The 15212-nt window shown below is 72.6% G+C and carries 13 protein-coding genes; 11 read left to right on the top strand and 2 right to left on the bottom strand.

Annotated features, from left to right (window positions below; translation table 11 throughout):
- The first annotated feature begins 30 nt into the window (after positions 1-30).
- The 8 genes from ACIRPT_RS12840 to ACIRPT_RS12805 all read left to right on the top strand — a co-directional run bounded on the left by ACIRPT_RS12840 (position 31) and on the right by ACIRPT_RS12805 (position 9225).
- Positions 31-798 carry a YcnI family protein gene (locus tag ACIRPT_RS12840; protein WP_403827063.1) on the top strand — a complete coding sequence of 256 codons (768 nt, stop codon included), beginning with the start codon at positions 31-33 and terminating at the stop codon, positions 796-798.
- Between the two features lie 63 nt (positions 799-861).
- Entirely contained in the window at positions 862-1503 is a 642-nt protein-coding gene (locus ACIRPT_RS12835; protein WP_403826112.1) for an SCO family protein, read from the top strand.
- The gene (locus ACIRPT_RS12830) at positions 1500-1970 is read left to right on the top strand and encodes a copper chaperone PCu(A)C (RefSeq protein WP_403826109.1); all 471 of its coding nucleotides are present in this window, start codon (positions 1500-1502) and stop codon (positions 1968-1970) included. Before ACIRPT_RS12835 ends, ACIRPT_RS12830 begins: the two co-directional genes overlap by 4 nt.
- A gap of 55 nt (positions 1971-2025) precedes the next feature.
- Positions 2026-4059 carry a copper resistance protein CopC gene (locus ACIRPT_RS12825; RefSeq protein ID WP_403826106.1) on the top strand — a complete coding sequence of 678 codons (2034 nt, stop codon included), beginning with the start codon at positions 2026-2028 and terminating at the stop codon, positions 4057-4059.
- Positions 4059-5441, top strand: a complete 1383-nt coding sequence (gene efeB, locus ACIRPT_RS12820) for an iron uptake transporter deferrochelatase/peroxidase subunit (protein ID WP_403826103.1) — start codon at positions 4059-4061, stop codon at positions 5439-5441. Before ACIRPT_RS12825 ends, efeB begins: the two co-directional genes overlap by 1 nt.
- A gap of 119 nt (positions 5442-5560) precedes the next feature.
- The gene (gene pheA / locus ACIRPT_RS12815; RefSeq protein ID WP_403499587.1) at positions 5561-6487 is read left to right on the top strand and encodes a prephenate dehydratase; all 927 of its coding nucleotides are present in this window, start codon (positions 5561-5563) and stop codon (positions 6485-6487) included.
- A 642-nt stretch (positions 6488-7129) separates the two neighbouring features.
- Positions 7130-8419 (top strand): serine--tRNA ligase, encoded by a 1290-nt coding sequence (serS, locus tag ACIRPT_RS12810; RefSeq protein WP_403499590.1) that lies wholly within the window; start codon positions 7130-7132, stop codon positions 8417-8419.
- Positions 8416-9225, top strand: a complete 810-nt coding sequence (locus ACIRPT_RS12805; RefSeq protein ID WP_403826098.1) for an HAD family hydrolase — start codon at positions 8416-8418, stop codon at positions 9223-9225. The genes serS and ACIRPT_RS12805 overlap by 4 nt, the downstream gene beginning before the upstream one ends.
- On the opposite strand, the gene ACIRPT_RS12800 is transcribed toward ACIRPT_RS12805, so the two are convergent.
- Both ACIRPT_RS12800 and ACIRPT_RS12795 read right to left on the bottom strand, forming a co-directional pair.
- On the bottom strand, positions 9213-10034 hold the full coding sequence (locus ACIRPT_RS12800) for a rhomboid-like protein (RefSeq protein ID WP_403826095.1): 822 nt from the start codon (positions 10032-10034) through the stop codon (positions 9213-9215). The two genes, ACIRPT_RS12805 and ACIRPT_RS12800, sit on opposite strands and share 13 nt — an antisense overlap.
- Positions 10031-11056, bottom strand: a complete 1026-nt coding sequence (locus tag ACIRPT_RS12795) for an Lrp/AsnC family transcriptional regulator (protein ID WP_403499598.1) — start codon at positions 11054-11056, stop codon at positions 10031-10033. Before ACIRPT_RS12795 ends, ACIRPT_RS12800 begins: the two co-directional genes overlap by 4 nt.
- A 116-nt stretch (positions 11057-11172) precedes the next feature.
- Between ACIRPT_RS12795 and ACIRPT_RS12790 the strand changes: the two genes are divergently transcribed.
- The 3 genes from ACIRPT_RS12790 (at position 11173) to lysA (ending at position 15015) form a co-directional block, all read left to right on the top strand.
- Positions 11173-12711: an MFS transporter gene (locus ACIRPT_RS12790; protein ID WP_403826090.1), complete on the top strand. Its 1539-nt coding sequence runs from the start codon at positions 11173-11175 to the stop codon at positions 12709-12711.
- A gap of 491 nt (positions 12712-13202) precedes the next feature.
- The gene (locus ACIRPT_RS12785; RefSeq protein ID WP_403826087.1) at positions 13203-13613 is read left to right on the top strand and encodes an SAV_915 family protein; all 411 of its coding nucleotides are present in this window, start codon (positions 13203-13205) and stop codon (positions 13611-13613) included.
- Positions 13614-13629: 16 nt separating this feature from the next.
- Positions 13630-15015: a diaminopimelate decarboxylase gene (lysA, locus tag ACIRPT_RS12780; protein ID WP_403826084.1), complete on the top strand. Its 1386-nt coding sequence runs from the start codon at positions 13630-13632 to the stop codon at positions 15013-15015.
- Positions 15016-15212: the final 197 nt, after the last annotated feature.

The following is a 15212-nucleotide window of genomic DNA, read 5'->3' as shown; positions in this document are numbered from 1 at the left end:
GTGATGCCGAAGATGCAGCAGATGCCGAAGATGTCGCACCACGCCGCCGCGTCCGCCACCGCGCCCCGCCCCGCCCGCCGGCTCGCCCGCCGGCTGTCTGTCGTGGGCGGCATCGCCGCGGGCGGCGTGCTGCTGCTCGCCGGCCCGGCGTTCGCGCATGTCTCCGTGCAGCCGATGGGCGCTGCCGCGAAGGGCGGTTTCGCGACCGTCAACTTCAAGGTGCCCAATGAGCGCGACGACTCCTCGACGGTGAAGCTCGAGGTCACCCTGCCCACCGATCACCCGCTGGCGTCCGCGATGCCGGAGTCGGTGCCCGGCTGGAAGGTCGAGGTCACGAAGGCCAAGCTGCCCAAGCCGATCGAGATGGAGGGCGAGAAGATCACCGAGGCGCCCACCAAGATCACCTGGACCGCGGACGGCAAGGGCGTCGAGCCCGGCCGCTTCCAGCAGTTCCCGGTCTCCGTCGGGCAGCTTCCCAAGGACGCCGACCAACTCGTCTTCAAGGCCCTGCAGACGTACGACGACAAGAAGGTCGTGCGCTGGATCGAGCCCACCAAGGACGGCGCCCCGGAGCCGGAGAACCCCGCGCCGGTGCTCAAGCTCACCGCGGCGACCGAGGACGGCCACGGCGGCGCGGACGCCAAGAACGGCGCCCAGGACGGCACCACCACGGCCGCCGCCGACAAGGACGTGCCCGACAGCGACACCACGGCGCGCGTCCTGGCCGTCGTCGGCATCGTCGTCGGCATCGCCGGGATCGGCCTCGGCCTGTTCGCCGGCCGCCGCCGCAACGCCTGATCACCGACCGGGCCGGCGGCCGACCCCCGCCGGCCCGGCCCCCGACCATGTACAGAAGGACCCATGCGTAGAAGGACTCTGCTCGCGTCCGCCCTCGCGGCGGCCGCGGCCCTCTCCCTGGCCGCCTGCGACAACGACGACGGCAAGCCCACCGCCGATGTCTCCGGCGCCACCTCCAAGCCGATCGTCACGCTCGACAGCCCGATGGAGAAGCCGGACCTCGTCCTGACCGACTCCGCGGGCAAGAAGTACGACCTGCTGGAGAAGACCAAGGGCCATCCGACCCTGATCTATTTCGGCTACACCAACTGCCCGGACGTGTGCCCGCTGACGATGGCCAACCTGGCCGTCGCGGTGAAGGAGTTGCCGAAGGCCGAGCAGGACGACCTGCGGGTCGTGTTCGTGACCTCCGACCCGGAGCGCGACACCCCGGCCGCCCTCAAGAAGTGGCTCGGCGGCATCAACAAGAACTTCATCGGCCTGACCGGGAAGTTCGACACCATCCAGGCCGGCGCGCGCAGCGTGAACATCGGCATCGAGAAGCCGGTCAAGAAGAAGAACGGCGACGTCGTCTCCACGCACGGCGCGCAGGTGCTCCTCAGCTCCCCCAAGGACGACAAGGTCCACTGGATGGGCATGCAGGAGGCGACCTCCGACAACTACACCAAGGCACTTCCGAAGATCATCAAGGGGCAGAACCCGTGAACCGCCGCACCACCCGCGCCCGCCTGCGCATATCGCTCGCCGCCGCCCTCGCCCTCACCGCCGGCCTCGCGCTGTCGGGCTGCGGCACCGGGGACGGCGCCCCGAAGCTCGCGGTCGCCGACCCGTACATGCCGCAGCCGGTCACCCAGGACATGGCCGGTGCGTTCTTCGTCGTCAAGAACACCGGTGGCACCGCGGACAAGCTGACCTCGGTCACCAGCGACCTGTCCAAGGACATCTCGATCCACAAGACGGTCGGCAACAAGATGGAGCAGGTCAAGTCCCTGGACGTGCCCGCGAACGGTGAGCTCAGGCTCGGCCGCGGCGGCAGCCATCTGATGTTCATGGGCCTGAAGAACAAGCCCGTCGAGGGCGACAAGGTCACCGTCGAGCTGCACTTCGCCACCTCCGACACGATCAAGGTGGATGTCCCGGTCAAGGCCGCCGACTACGTACCGAAGAAGTAGCGGGCGTCCGGGCAGCACAGGAGTCACAGGAGTCAAGGGACAGGGAGCGATCACCATGGCTGTGGCCATCACCGGTTCCGCGCCGCGACCGAGCGCCGCGCTGCGCCTGCTGGTCGTCGTGGCGGCGCTGTTCGGCGCGCTGCTCGGCGGCGCCGCGCCGGCCGCCGCGCATGCCGCGCTGACCGGCAGCGACCCCGCGCAGGGGTCGGTGGTGGAGCAGGCCCCCGAACAGGTCTCGCTCACCTTCTCCGAGGGCGTGGCGATGGGCGACGACTCCATCCGTGTGCTCGACCCGAAGGGCAAGCGGGTGGACCGCGGCAAGCTGCGCAATCTGTGCAGCGGCAGCGTCGTCAAGTACGGGGCGGGGCTGCCGCCGGGGCTCGCCGACGGTACGTACACCGTCGCCTGGCAGGCGGTCTCCGCCGACAGCCACCCGGTCTCGGGCGCCTTCACCTTCTCCGTCGGCGCGCCCTCCAAGACCTCCGCCGCCCTTCCCCAACAGGAGGCCGGCGGCGGCCTGGTGGGCGCGCTCTACGGCATCGCCCGCTATCTGGCCTACGCCGGATTCGTGCTGATGGCAGGCGGCGCGGCCTTCGTCGTCGCCTGCCGCCCGGCCGCCGCGCTCGTGCGGTCCGTACAGCGGCTGGTCGTCCACGGCTGGGCCGTGCTGACCGGCACCACCGTCGCGATGCTGCTGCTGCGCACCCCGTACACCGGGTCCGGCGAGCTCTCCGACGTCTTCGATCTCGGCGGCCTCCAGCAGGTCCTGCTGACGAAGCCGGGCGCGGCGCTGGTCTCCCGGCTGCTGTTGCTGGCGGCCGCGGCGCTGTTCATCGCGGTGCTGTTCGGGGCGTATGCGCGGGCGCAGGAGGCGGGCGGAACGGAGGAGGCCGGGGAGGCAGGAGAGGCAGGAGAGTCCAGCGCGGCCGAGGAGTCCGGGGACGGCGTCGAGGACGCCAAGCGGCGCAAGGACCTCGCGCTGGGGCTCGGCATCGGCGGGGTGATCGTCGCCGCCGGGCTCGCCGCCACCTGGGCGATGGCCGAGCACGCCTCGACCGGACTGCAGAGCTCCGTCGCGATGCCGGTCGACGTGCTGCATCTGCTCGCCGTCGCCGCCTGGCTCGGCGGGCTGGCGGCCCTGGTCGTGTCCCTGTACTGGGGCCCGACCGTCGAGCGGTCCGCGGTACGCCGCTTCTCGCGGATCGCGTTCGGCTCCGTGCTGGTCCTGGTGGCCACCGGGATCTACCAGTCCTGGCGGCAGGTCGGCACCTGGCGGGCGCTGACCGACACCTCGTACGGGCGGCTGCTGCTGCTCAAGGCGGGGCTGGTGGTGGTGCTCGTCGGGATCGCGTGGATGTCGCGGCGGTGGACGGCGCGGCTGGGGGAGACCGCCGGGCCCGGCGAGGAACCCGGAGCCGGACCCGAGGGCCGGCCGGAAGCCGAAACGGAGCCCGAAGCCGTAACCGCCCCGGAGCCCGAAACCGACCCTGACGCCGCCCCAGACCCCGACCCCACCCGCGCCGCCCAACTGGCCCGTCAGCAGGTCGCCTTGCGCGCCGCCCGCACCAAGCGCATCCGGGACGCCGACCCGGATCGGCTCGGGCTGCGGCGGTCCGTGCTGGCCGAGGTGTCGGTGGCCGTCGTGCTGCTCGCGGTGACCACCGTGCTGACCGCCACCGAACCGGCCCGTACGGCGGAGGCGGTCAAGGCCGGCGCCGCCGCCGGGCAGTCCGGCGCGGCCAACCGGCCGCAGGTGCTGACCATCCCCTTCGACACCGGTGGCCGGTACGGCAAGGGCACCGCCCGTCTCGACCTCGACCCGGGGCGCAGCGGCAGCGGCAACGCGCTGCGGGTGCGCATTTCGGACCCGTCGGGCAAGACCAGGGACGTCCCCGAGGTGAAGGTGTCCTTCACTCTGAAGGCCAAGAAGCTGGGGCCGCTTCCGGTCGTCCCCCGGCACGTCGGCAGGGGCCACTGGAGCGCGGACGGCGTCCAGCTGCCCGTCCCCGGACGGTGGCAGCTGGCGCTGCTCGTACGGACCTCCGACATCGACCAGGTGACCGAGATCAGGAACGTGAAGATCGGCTGATGAGCAAGCAGACCTCGGGCAAGCAGACCCCTAAGGGCGCCAGGGTCCCCAAGGCGGCCACGGCCTCCCCGGCCCCCACGGCCGCCAAGACCCCCAAGCCGGCCACGACGGCACCCGCCGGCCCCGCCCCAGATGCCGACGGGTCCCCCACCGTCGAGCTCTCCCGGCGGCGCCTCCTCGGCACCGTCGGGGCGGCGGGCGCGGCCGGGCTCGTCGTCGGCGGGGCGGGCGGCGCCCTCGCGGCCTCCACCGCCCGGGGCGACGCCCCTGCCGCGCTCACCACCCTCGGCTCGACCGCGGTCGCCTTCCGCCCCTCCCGGGACAAGCACCAGGCGGGGATCACCACCCCGCTGCAGGCCAACGGGCATCTCGTCGCCTTCGACCTGGCCCCCGGCGGCGGCCGAAAGGAGGCCGCCGCGCTGCTGCGCCGCTGGTCGCGGACGGCCGAGGAGCTGATGGCCGGGCGGACGCCGGACGCCGACACCGGGGTGGCCCTGGATGCCGGCCCCTCCTCGCTGACCGTCACCTTCGGCTTCGGCCACAGCTTCTTCGGCCGTACCGGGCTGACCAAGCGGCGCCCCACGCAGCTCGACCCGCTGCCCGACTTCTCCGCCGACGCCCTGGACCCCCGGCGCAGCAACGGCGACCTGTGGATCCAGATCGGCTCCGATGACGCGCTGGTCGCCTTCCATGCGCTGCGGGCGCTGCAGAAGGAGGCCGGCGGCGCCGCCCGGCTGCGCTGGCAGATGAACGGCTTCAACCGCACCCCGGGGGCCACCGCGCACCCGATGACCACCCGCAACCTCATGGGGCAGGTCGACGGCACCAACAACCCCAAGCCCTCCGACGAGGACTTCGACGAGCGGATCTTCGTGGGGCGGGACGCCGACCAGGAGTGGATGCGCGGCGGCTCCTACGCCGTCGTCCGGCGGATCCGGATGCTGCTGGACGAGTGGGAGAAGCGTTCACTGGGCGAACAGGAAAAGGTCATAGGGCGGCGGAAGGCCAACGGTGCGCCGCTGACCGGCGGTTCGGAGACGACACCGATGCGGCTGGACGCGAACGGCGCCGACGGGCTGCCGGTGATCCCCGCCAATGCGCACGCCCGGGTCGCGGCGCCGGAGTCCAACCAGGGCGCGGCGATGCTGCGCCGCCCGTACTCCTTCCACGACGGGTTCCGCGACGACGGCGCACCGGACGCGGGGCTGCTCTTCATCTGCTGGCAGGCCGATCCGCTGCGCGCCTTCACCCAGATCCAGCGCAAGCTGGACCGCGGGGACGCGCTCTCGGCGTTCCTGCGGCACGAGGCGAGCGGGCTGTACGCGGTGCCGCCGGCGGCGGAGGCCGGGGACTACGTGGGGCGGCCGCTGCTGGAGGGCTGAGCCCGCGGCCCCCGGCGGTCCGGGGAAACGGTCCACCGGGCCCCGGACGGGCTCGGTATCGTTGCAGCACAGGGAGAGATCGGCGGGGCGCCCCCGCACCTTCGCGAGGAGTCCTTTGCATGTCGGCCAGTCGCTATACGTACCTCGGGCCCGCGGGCACGTTCACCGAGGCCGCCTTGCGCACTCTCCCGGAAGCGGCGACCCGCGAGCTGGTGCCGATGGTGTCGGTGCCGGCCGCCCTGGACGCGGTGCGCGGCGGTGAGGCGGCCGCCGCGCTGGTGCCGATCGAGAACTCCGTCGAGGGCGGGGTGACCACCACCCTGGACGAGCTGGCCGCCGGCGAGCCCCTGATGATCTACCGCGAGGTGCTGCTGCCGATCGCCTTCGCGCTGCTGGTGCGTCCGGGCACGACGCTGAGCGATGTGAAGACGGTCACCGGGCACCCGGTGGCGCAGCCGCAGGTACGCAAGTGGCTCGCGTCCCAACTCCCCGAATCCGTATGGGAGTCGGCGGCCTCCAACGCCGATGGTGCACGGCTGGTGCAGGAGGGCCGTTACGACGGCGCCTTCGCGGGCGAGTTCGCGGCGACGACGTACGGCCTGGAGCCGCTGGTCACCGACATCCACGACGCGCAGAACGCCGCCACCCGCTTCGTGCTGGTCGGCCGGCCGGCCCGGCCGGCCGCACCCACCGGCGCGGACAAGACCTCGGTGGTGCTGTGGCTGGCCGAGGACCACCCGGGTGCGCTGCTGGAGCTGCTCCAGGAGTACGCGGTCCGCGGCGTCAACATGATGCGGATCGAGTCCCGGCCGACCGGCGAGGGCATCGGCCGCTACTGCTTCTCGGTCGACTGCGAGGGACACGTCACCGACCGCCGCGTCAGCGAGGTCCTGATGGGACTCAAGCGGGTCTGCCGCGATGTGCGGTTCCTCGGCTCGTATCCGCGGGCGGACGAGGTGACGGCGACCGTACGGCCGACGATGTCGGACTCGGCGTTCACCGAGGCGTCCGACTGGCTGACGCGCTGCCTCGACGGACGCAGCTGACGCGCGGCCTCCGGCCCGGCATTACCGGCACCGGCACCATTCCACGGGCCGCCGCTTCACCAGCCACTTCACCACCCACATTGCGGCCACTTCACCACCCACTTCGCGGCCACTTCGCGGCCACTTCGCGCGCACTTCCCGACCCGCCCCATCGGCCCCTTCCGCTGTCCACAAAGTTATCCACAGGCCCCGTTCTCGACCTGTGGGTAAGTCGACAAGAAGCGCATGGCGATTCGGACAGAGTCGACAAATACCTCTACCGATCCCACGCCGTTCCACAGCGGTCCACATCGCTTCACGGCGCCCCAACTCCGGCCGCGTCAGCACAATTCACGCGATCAATCCTTTAGAGCGAGGCAATCCCACACGAAAGAGCGCGAGAAGGGGGTTTGGACGAAGAATCCATAGTCGAACATTCCGGGAGCGGAATGATCACCTCCGACTTCCACAGATCTCACACACAGCCTGTGGATAAAGGTCATCCGGCCCCCAACACCTGTGGACAAACGCAATGGGGAAGAATTGCGGGAGGTCCCGCGGCGCACATTCCCCTCGCGGAATAAAGTGCCCTAAACCGGACAAATTGCAACGCGAGGCAATATCACGTCGAACGGCCGGGCACGGCCCCGGTAGCCTGGTGGGGTGATTGACCTTCGCCTGCTCCGTGAGGACCCCGACCGTGTGCGCGCGTCCCAGCGCGCCCGTGGAGAGGACGTCGCACTCGTCGACGCGCTTCTCTCCGCCGACGAGCGGCGCAGGTCGTCCGGCCTCCGCTTCGACGAGCTGCGTGCCGAACAGAGGGCGCTCGGCAAGCTCATCCCCAAGGCCTCCGGCGACGAGAAGGCCGTGCTGCTGAAGAAGGCCGGCGAGCTCTCCGCCGCCGTCAAGGCCGCCGACGCCGCGCAGGACGAGGCCAAGGAAGAGACCCAGCAGCTGCTGCTCAAGCTGGGCAACATCGTCCACCCGGACGTGCCCGTGGGCGGCGAGGAGGACTTCACGGTCCTCGAGACGCACGGTGCCATCCGCGACTTCGCCGCCGAGGGCTTCGAGCCCAAGGACCACCTGGAGATCGGCGAGCTGCTCGGTGCGATCGACGTCGAGCGCGGCGCCAAGGTCTCCGGCTCGCGCTTCTACTACCTGACGGGCGTCGGCGCGCTGCTGGAGCTCGCCCTCGTCAACGCCGCCATCGCCCAGGCCACCGCCGCCGGCTTCACGCCGATGCTGACCCCCGCCCTGGTCCGCCCGCGCGCCATGGAGGGCACGGGCTTCCTCGGCCAGGCCGCCGAGAACGTCTACCACCTGGAGAAGGACGACTACTACCTGGTCGGCACCTCCGAGGTCCCGCTCGCCGCGTACCACATGGACGAGATCGTGGACGCGGCCAAGCTGCCGCTGCGCTACGCCGGATTCTCGCCGTGCTTCCGCCGCGAGGCCGGCACGTACGGCAAGGACACCCGCGGCATCTTCCGGGTCCACCAGTTCGACAAGGTGGAGATGTTCTCCTACGTCGCCCCGGAGGACGCGCGGGCCGAGCACCAGCGCCTGCTGGACTGGGAGAAGCAGTGGCTGAACGCCCTGGAGCTGCCCTTCCAGGTGATCGACGTCGCCACCGGTGACCTCGGCGCCTCCGCCTCCCGCAAGTTCGACTGCGAGGCGTGGATCCCGACCCAGGGCAAGTACCGCGAGCTGACCTCCGCCTCCAACTGCGACGAGTTCCAGGCGCGGCGGCTGTCGGTCCGGATGCGCGAGACCGCCGAGGGCAAGCCGAAGGTCCGGCCGCTGGCGACGCTGAACGGCACGCTGTGCGCCGTCCCGCGCACCATCGTGGCGATCTTCGAGAACCACCAGCAGCCGGACGGCTCGGTGCGCGTCCCGGAGGTGCTCCGTCCCTACCTGGGCGGCCGCGAGCTCCTCGAGCCCGTCGACCGGTGAGCGCTGCCCTGCCCTACAAGCTGATCGCGACGGACCTCGACGGGACGCTGCTGCGCCACGACGAGTCCGTCTCCGAGCGCACCCGTGCGGCGCTCGACGCGGCCACCGCGGCGGGCGCGGCGCACATCGTCGTCACCGGCCGGTCGGTGCCCTGGACCCGGCACATCCTCGACGCCCTGGACTACCGGGGCCTGGCGGTGTGCGGGCAGGGCGCGCAGCTCTACCACGCCGGCGAGCACCGGCTGCTGACCTCCGTCACGCTCGACCGCCAGCTGGCCGGCCTGGCCCTGGCCAAGATCGAGGCGGAGACCGGCCCGCTGTATCTCGCGGCGAGCCGGGACGGCCTCGAGGGCGAGGTGCTGGTCGGCCCCGGCTACCGCGTCCAGGAAGGGCCGCTGCCGAACGTCATGATCGACGAGCCGGCCGACCTGTGGACCGCCCCGCTCAACAAGGTCTACATCCAGCACCCGACCCTCGACGACGACTCCCTGGCCCGGATCGCCCGCGAGGTCGCCGGTGACCTGGTGGGCGTCATGGTCGCCGGCCACGGCATCGTCGAGCTGCTGCCGCTCGGCCTGACGAAGGCCACCGGCCTGTCGCTGGCCGCCCGCCGGCTGGGCGTCAAGGCCGCCGACACCGTCGCCTTCGGCGATATGCCCAACGACATCGCGATGTTCGCCTGGGCGGCGCGCGGCGTGGCGATGGGCAACGCCCATGACGAACTGAAGGCCGTCGCGGACGAGATCACCGTCTCCAATGAGGAGGACGGCATCGCGGTCGTGCTGGAGCGGCTCTACCTGTCCTGAGCGTCCTTCGGGGCACCGCTCGCGCCGGGTGGCCGGGCCGCGTCCGCAGGCCCGGCGTCATCCGCAGGCCCCGCCTCGTCCGCGCGCCCGGCCTCGTCCGCAGGCCCGGCCCGGTCTCCCTCCCCGGCCGGCTCGCCGGGCTCGTACGGCGGCTCCCTCCCCGCCGGTGTCAGCGGCCAGGCCACCAGCCCCAGGACGAGGGAGACGGCATGCCCGAAGTCGGTGAAGGTCGCCCCGGTCAGCAGCGGGACGCCGAAGAACAGCAGCACGCCGATGAGCCATCCGTAGCACCAGGGCGGCCGCAGACGGTACGTCAGCACGCCGGCGGCGGCGGCCAGCCCGTAGGAAACCCCGATGTCCACGACATGGGTCATCGAACGCGGCAGCCGATGGCCCTCGATGGCCAGCAGCACCAGTTCCTGGCTGGCGAGCGTGGCGGCACAGTGCGCCGCGCCGACGATCAGCAGCCAGCGCCAGGTGCCCAGCCAGCGCTCGACGTTGGCGTGCAGCAGCTCGAACATCACCACGTACAGCAGGAACGACTCCGGGCGCTCGATCCAGAAGCCGCTGATCAGGAGCGAGGGGAGGGGATGCTCGTTCAGCTCGTGGATGTTGCTGCTGGTGCGGTGGAGGAGGAACTGCCCCAGGCCTTCGGAGGCGGAGGCGACGACGAGGCTGGTGATGCCGATGATCAGCAGCCAGATGTGGGTGCCGGGGGCGCTGCGCACCCAGCCCCGCACCCAGGCCACCGACCGGCGCAGGGCGTGGGCGGGCCACCGCAGCGGTCTGCCGGGAAGCACGGGTTTCATCGGCGTCGCCCCGCCGCCGCCCGCCCGGTGGCCATCACCGGTCCCGCGCCCTTGATGTGCCGGATCCGCGGCGCGCTCTCCATCGTCCGTACGCCGGGCAGCGCCGCGACGCGCGTCGTCAGATAGGTGTAGAGCGCGCCGACGTCCTCGCACAGCACGGACGCGAAGAGGTTGTTCGGCCCGGTGGTGGCGCAGGCGAAGGCGACCTCCGGATGGGCGGCCAACGCCTTGCCGGTGGCGTCCAGTTCGGCGGGCGCGACGGACAGCCACAGGGCGACCATCACGCCGTATCCGAAGAGCCGCAGGTCGTAGTCGATGTCGTAGTACAGGACGCCGTCGGCGCGCAGTTCGGCGAGGCGGCGGCGGACGGTGGTGGGCGACCAGCCGGTGGTAACGGCCAGTTCGGCCAGCGGGGTGCGGCCGTCGCGGCCGAGGGCGTCGAAGAGGCGGCGGTCGGCGTCGGTGAGCGCGACCGGGGCGGCGGCCGGGTCCGGTGGCGGCGGGCTCAGCCGGGCGATCTGTTCGTCGCTCAGCGCGCCCGACTTGCTGACCAGGCCCTGCGGGCCGCCGAAGAACTCGTGCAGCAGGCAGTGCGCGGTGACGCCGACGACGCTGGGCGTACGGGGCAACTTCTGGAGGAGCAGCGCATCGCCGTGCTCGCTGCTCGCCGCGCGGCACACCGCGCCGATCTCCGTCCCGCCGGACATCAGGCTCACCCAGGCGGTGTCCGTCCGGCGGGCCATCGCCTCGGCCACGGGCAGCGCGGCATCCGGGGCGCACTGCACCCGCACCAGCCATTCGATCTCGCCCAGCGCCCGCGCATCGGCCAGTCCCAGCACGCGCAGCGCGCCGGTGCCGCGGTGCCGGGTGTAGCGGCGGGCGACGGTCTGGTCGGAGACGCCGAGCACGGCGGCGATACGGCTGAAGGGCGCCCGGCCGTCGAGCTGGAGGGCGTGGATGAGCTGCCGGTCGAGGCCGTCGAACCCGTTGGCGGGGCCGCCGGCCTTCGCGTCGGTTTTCACCGTCCGAGGCTAACGCGAGTCGGATTGCGCCGCCGGGAGCCCGGTGGCTGGGACTTCGGGCGGCGGGCACCGGACCGTGGGCCGGTCCCCTTGCAGGAACCGACGAAGGAACGATCATGGGCGCGAGCGCTGCGCACGGGCAGTACGGGCGGACGTACCGCACACACGGCAAGTGGTGGCCGCTGGTTGCCATCACCCTCGGCAATTTCATGCTGCTGATCGATGTGACCATCGTGAACACCGCGCTGCCGCGGATATCCACGGGCCTGGGCGCCTCCTTCGCCTCACTCCAGTGGGTGATGGACATCTACGCACTGGCCCTGGCCGCGCTGCTGATGGTGGCGGGCTCCGCCGCGGACCTCTTCGGGCGGCGCCGGCTGTACGTGGCCGGGCTGGCCCTCTTCGCGCTCGCCTCGCTCGCGTGCGGGCTGGCCCCCGGCGCGGGCGTCCTGATCGCGGCCCGCGCCGTCCAGGGCATCGGCGCGGCGGCGATGTTCGCGACCAACACCCCGCTGCTGATGGCCGCCTACCAGGGCCGCGACCGCGGCGTGGCGTTCGGCGTCTGGGGCGGTACGAGCGGCGCGGCGGCCGCGGTGGGCCCCGTACTCGGCGGGCTGCTCACCGAATATCTGAACTGGCGGGCGATCTTCCTCGTCAATCTGCCGCTGACCGCTCTCGCTGTGTATCTGACGGTGCGCCATATCCGTGAGTCGCACGGCGACCTCCCGCGACCCCGGACGAACCCGGCCGGGGAGACCCCCTGGGCGCGTATCGACTGGCCCGGGGCGGCGTCCTTCACGGTGTCGGCGGGCGCCCTGACGTACGGGCTGATGCGCGGCGGCGAACGCGGCTGGACGGAAGGCGGGACGCTCGCCTCGCTCGCGGGCGCGGGGGCGGCGCTGCTCGCGTTCGTCGTCGTGGAGCGGCGGGCGCCGCGGCCCCTGCTGGACCTGCGGCTGCTGCGCCGCCCCTCGTTCGCCGCGCTGATGGCGGCGGCCCTGCTGATGCAGGCGGCGGCCTTCCCGTATCTGACGTTCGTGGGGCTGTGGGCGCAGGACGTCCTCGGCCTGAGCCCGGTACAGGCGGGGCTGGCGGGGCTGCCGCTGGCGCTGACGTCCCTGCTGGTCGGCGCGCTCGGCGGCCGTTCGCTCCAGCGGCTGGCGCCACAACTCCCGGTCGGTATCGGCCTGTTGCTGGTCGGTGCGGGCGCGCTGCTGCATGCCGTGCTGCTCGGTGACGGCGCGGGCTGGGCCACGCTGGTCCCCGGGCTCGCGGTGAGCGGGCTGGGCGTCGGCGCGGCCATGCCGGTGCTGGTCTCGGCGGCGCTCGGCGCGGCGCCGCCGCAGCGGGCGGGCATGGCGAGCGGCGCGGTGAACACCTTCCGGCAGCTGGGCTTCGTCTTCGGGATCGCGGTCCTCGGCACGGTCTTCGCCGATGCGCTGCACGACGTCACGCCCGGCGCCCCGCCGGCCGCGGTCCGGGCCGCGTATGTGTCGGGGCTGGCCCACATCACGGCGGTCTCCGGGGTGGTGGCGGTGGCGGCCGGGGTGCTGGTGCTGGCGGTCGTACGGCGGGGATCGGAGCGGGAGGCGGGGGCGGCCGCGGCGGAGACGGGGGCCGCTTCTGTGGGGGCAGGAGCGGGGGCGGGGGTGTAGGCGGAGGTGCCGATGGGGCGGGCCGACGCCGGGCCACGGGGGTGTCAGGCGTCGGTGGCCCGGACCCGCGGCGCTGGTTCTCGCTCTCGGTCGTCCGGAACCTCGCCCCGCCCGACACCGGCCGCCGTCCCCGTGACCGCCGTCATCGTGACCGCCGTCCCCGTGACCGCCGCCATCGCCCTCCGCAGCCGCAGCAGCACCTTCCGGCGCTTCCGCCCCGTCGCGCCTTCGCCCCGTCGCCCTTTCACTCTTTCCGCACGTCAAGGGCGGGTGCACCGCGGCACCCGGACGGGCGGCCACCGGCGCAAACCGCCCGCGACCGGCCACCCGACGGCAGCATCGCGTCAAGTCCCGTCCGCAAACCGTCAATGATGCGTCAGCGCCCGAGGAGGTGCCCCGTTCAGCGGGCATAGCGTCGGCAGAGCCGAGCCCCGGCGTCAGCGTTTTCCACCGGTCCGGGGCCGCCGATGCGCAGTCCGAGGAGCAACGCCGTGTCCCATCACCTTTACGCGGAAGACCCCGAGCCCTCCGATCGGCTCCCGGCCGGACCTTTGTTCGTCCCCGTCCGGTCGGGCCCCGCGGGCTGCACGGCCCGCCTGTTCCGCACCCCGCTCGGTGGCCGCATCGCGGTCGCCTTCACCTCACCCCAGCGGCTCGCCGCGGCCCTCGGCAACGGCCAGCCCTGGGTACGGCTCGCCGAACCCGCGCTGCGCGCGCTGACCGAACCCGTAGGAGCGACCGGCCTGACCGTCGATCCCCGGTTCGCCCCGGACGATCCCCGTGCGCAGGCCCTTGCCCCGGCCCTCACGCCGCCCCGGACGCCGGCCGGGATCCCGCCCCGGGCACAAAACCGGGCGCAGGCCCGCACCCAGCCCCGTACGCAGCCCCTGCGGACCGTCTGAGGGAGGGCAACCGATCATGAGCCACACCATGAGCCACGCCATGAGCGGCACCGCGCTCCCGCTGACCGCCGTACCGGAGCCCACTCGGGAATCCGCCCATCACCCCTCCTCACTGGCCATCTGGCCCGGGTCCACCACCCCCCTGGTGGACGACGATCTCGCCGTCGGCGGCGTCCCGCTCACCGAGCTCGCCGAACGCTTCGGGACGCCCGCGTACGTCCTCGACGAGGACGAGGTACGCCGCCGCTGCCGCGCCTACCTGCGCGCCTTCCCCGACACCGATGTCTTCTACGCCGCCAAGGCGTTCCTGTGCCGCGCCATGGCGCACTGGGTGCGGGAAGAGGGCCTGGGCCTGGACGTCTGCTCGGCGGGCGAGCTGGAACTGGCCGTCACCACCGGCTTCCCGCCCGAGCGGATCCTGCTGCACGGCAACGCCAAGAGCCCGGACGACCTGCGGACCGCGCTGCGGCTCGGCGTCGGGCGGATCGTCATCGACAGCACCTCCGAGATCGCCCGGCTGGCCGCCGCGGTCCCGGCGGGCAGTCGGCAGAAGGTGCTGATCCGGGTCGTACCGGGGATCGCCGCGGGCGGCCATGCCAAGATCCGCACCGGGACCGACGGGCAGAAGTTCGGGCTGTCGCTGGCGGACGGTTCCGCGCAGCACGCCGTCACCCGGGTACTGGGCCAGCCGCGCCTCCAACTGGTGGGTCTGCACTGCCACTTGGGGTCGCAGATCACCGCCGTCAAGCCGTATCTGTCGGCCGTACGGCGACTGGTCGGGCTGCTGGCCCGGATCCATGAGCAGCACGGCATCACGCTGCCCGAGCTGGACCTGGGCGGTGGTCACGGCGTCGCCTACCGGCCCGGCGAACCCGCACTCGACATCGTCGGCCTCGGCGCCAAGATCCGCACCGAACTGGCCGGCAGCTGCGCGGCGGCCGGACTGCCGGTGCCACGGCTCGCCATCGAACCGGGCCGCGCCATCGCGGGCCCGGCCGGCGTCGTCCTCTACCGGGTGCTGACCGTCAAACAGACCGGCGGGCACACCTTCGTCGCGGTGGACGGCGGCATGAGCGACAACCCGCGGCCCGCGCTGTACGGGGTGCGCTACGCGCCCCGGCTGGTCGGCCGCCGCTCGGCCGCCGCGCCGGAACCGGTCACTGTCGTCGGCCGCCACTGCGAGGCGGGGGACATCCTCGCCTCAGACGTCCACCTGCCGGGCGACATCCGCCCCGGCGACCTCCTGGCCGTCCCCGTAGCGGGCGCCTACCACCTCTCGATGGCCTCCGGCTACAACCTGGTCGGACGGCCACCCGTGGTCGCGGTCACCAGGGGACACGCCCGGCTCCTGGTGCGGCGGGAGGTGCTGGCGGACATCCAGGGGCGGGATGTGGGGTTGTGAGGGGCTGGGGGTGTGGGGGCCTGAAGATGCGGGGGGGCTGGGGCTTGAGGGCCTGGCGGTGTGACGGGTGGAGGTCCGGTGACCCGCCGGCGAGTGGGACGGCGGTCGGAGACGGCTGACCGCCTGGGGACGTGACGGCCTGGAGGGCGAGGCCGGTCGAGCGTACGGGCCTGGAGGCGCAAGGCCGGTCGAGCGTA

The sequence above is a fragment of the Streptomyces sp. NPDC101227 genome (assembly GCF_044767545.1).
GTDB lineage: Bacteria > Actinomycetota > Actinomycetes > Streptomycetales > Streptomycetaceae > Streptomyces.
This window is presented reverse-complemented; position numbering and strand designations above follow the sequence as displayed.

Bases quoted from the DNA above. Each gene is read 5' to 3' on its own strand.
- ACIRPT_RS12790 (WP_403826090.1), top strand. From the start codon at position 11,173: ATGGGCGCGAGCGCTGCGCACGGGCAGTACGGGCGGACGTACCGCACA.
- ACIRPT_RS12835 (WP_403826112.1), top strand. From the start codon at position 862: ATGCGTAGAAGGACTCTGCTCGCGTCCGCCCTCGCGGCGGCCGCGGCC.
- ACIRPT_RS12840 (WP_403827063.1), top strand. From the start codon at position 31: ATGTCGCACCACGCCGCCGCGTCCGCCACCGCGCCCCGCCCCGCCCGC.
- pheA (WP_403499587.1), top strand. From the start codon at position 5,561: ATGTCGGCCAGTCGCTATACGTACCTCGGGCCCGCGGGCACGTTCACC.
- lysA (WP_403826084.1), top strand. From the start codon at position 13,630: ATGAGCCACACCATGAGCCACGCCATGAGCGGCACCGCGCTCCCGCTG.
- efeB (WP_403826103.1), top strand. From the start codon at position 4,059: ATGAGCAAGCAGACCTCGGGCAAGCAGACCCCTAAGGGCGCCAGGGTC.
- ACIRPT_RS12825 (WP_403826106.1), top strand. From the start codon at position 2,026: ATGGCTGTGGCCATCACCGGTTCCGCGCCGCGACCGAGCGCCGCGCTG.
- ACIRPT_RS12800 (WP_403826095.1), bottom strand. From the start codon at position 10,034: ATGAAACCCGTGCTTCCCGGCAGACCGCTGCGGTGGCCCGCCCACGCC.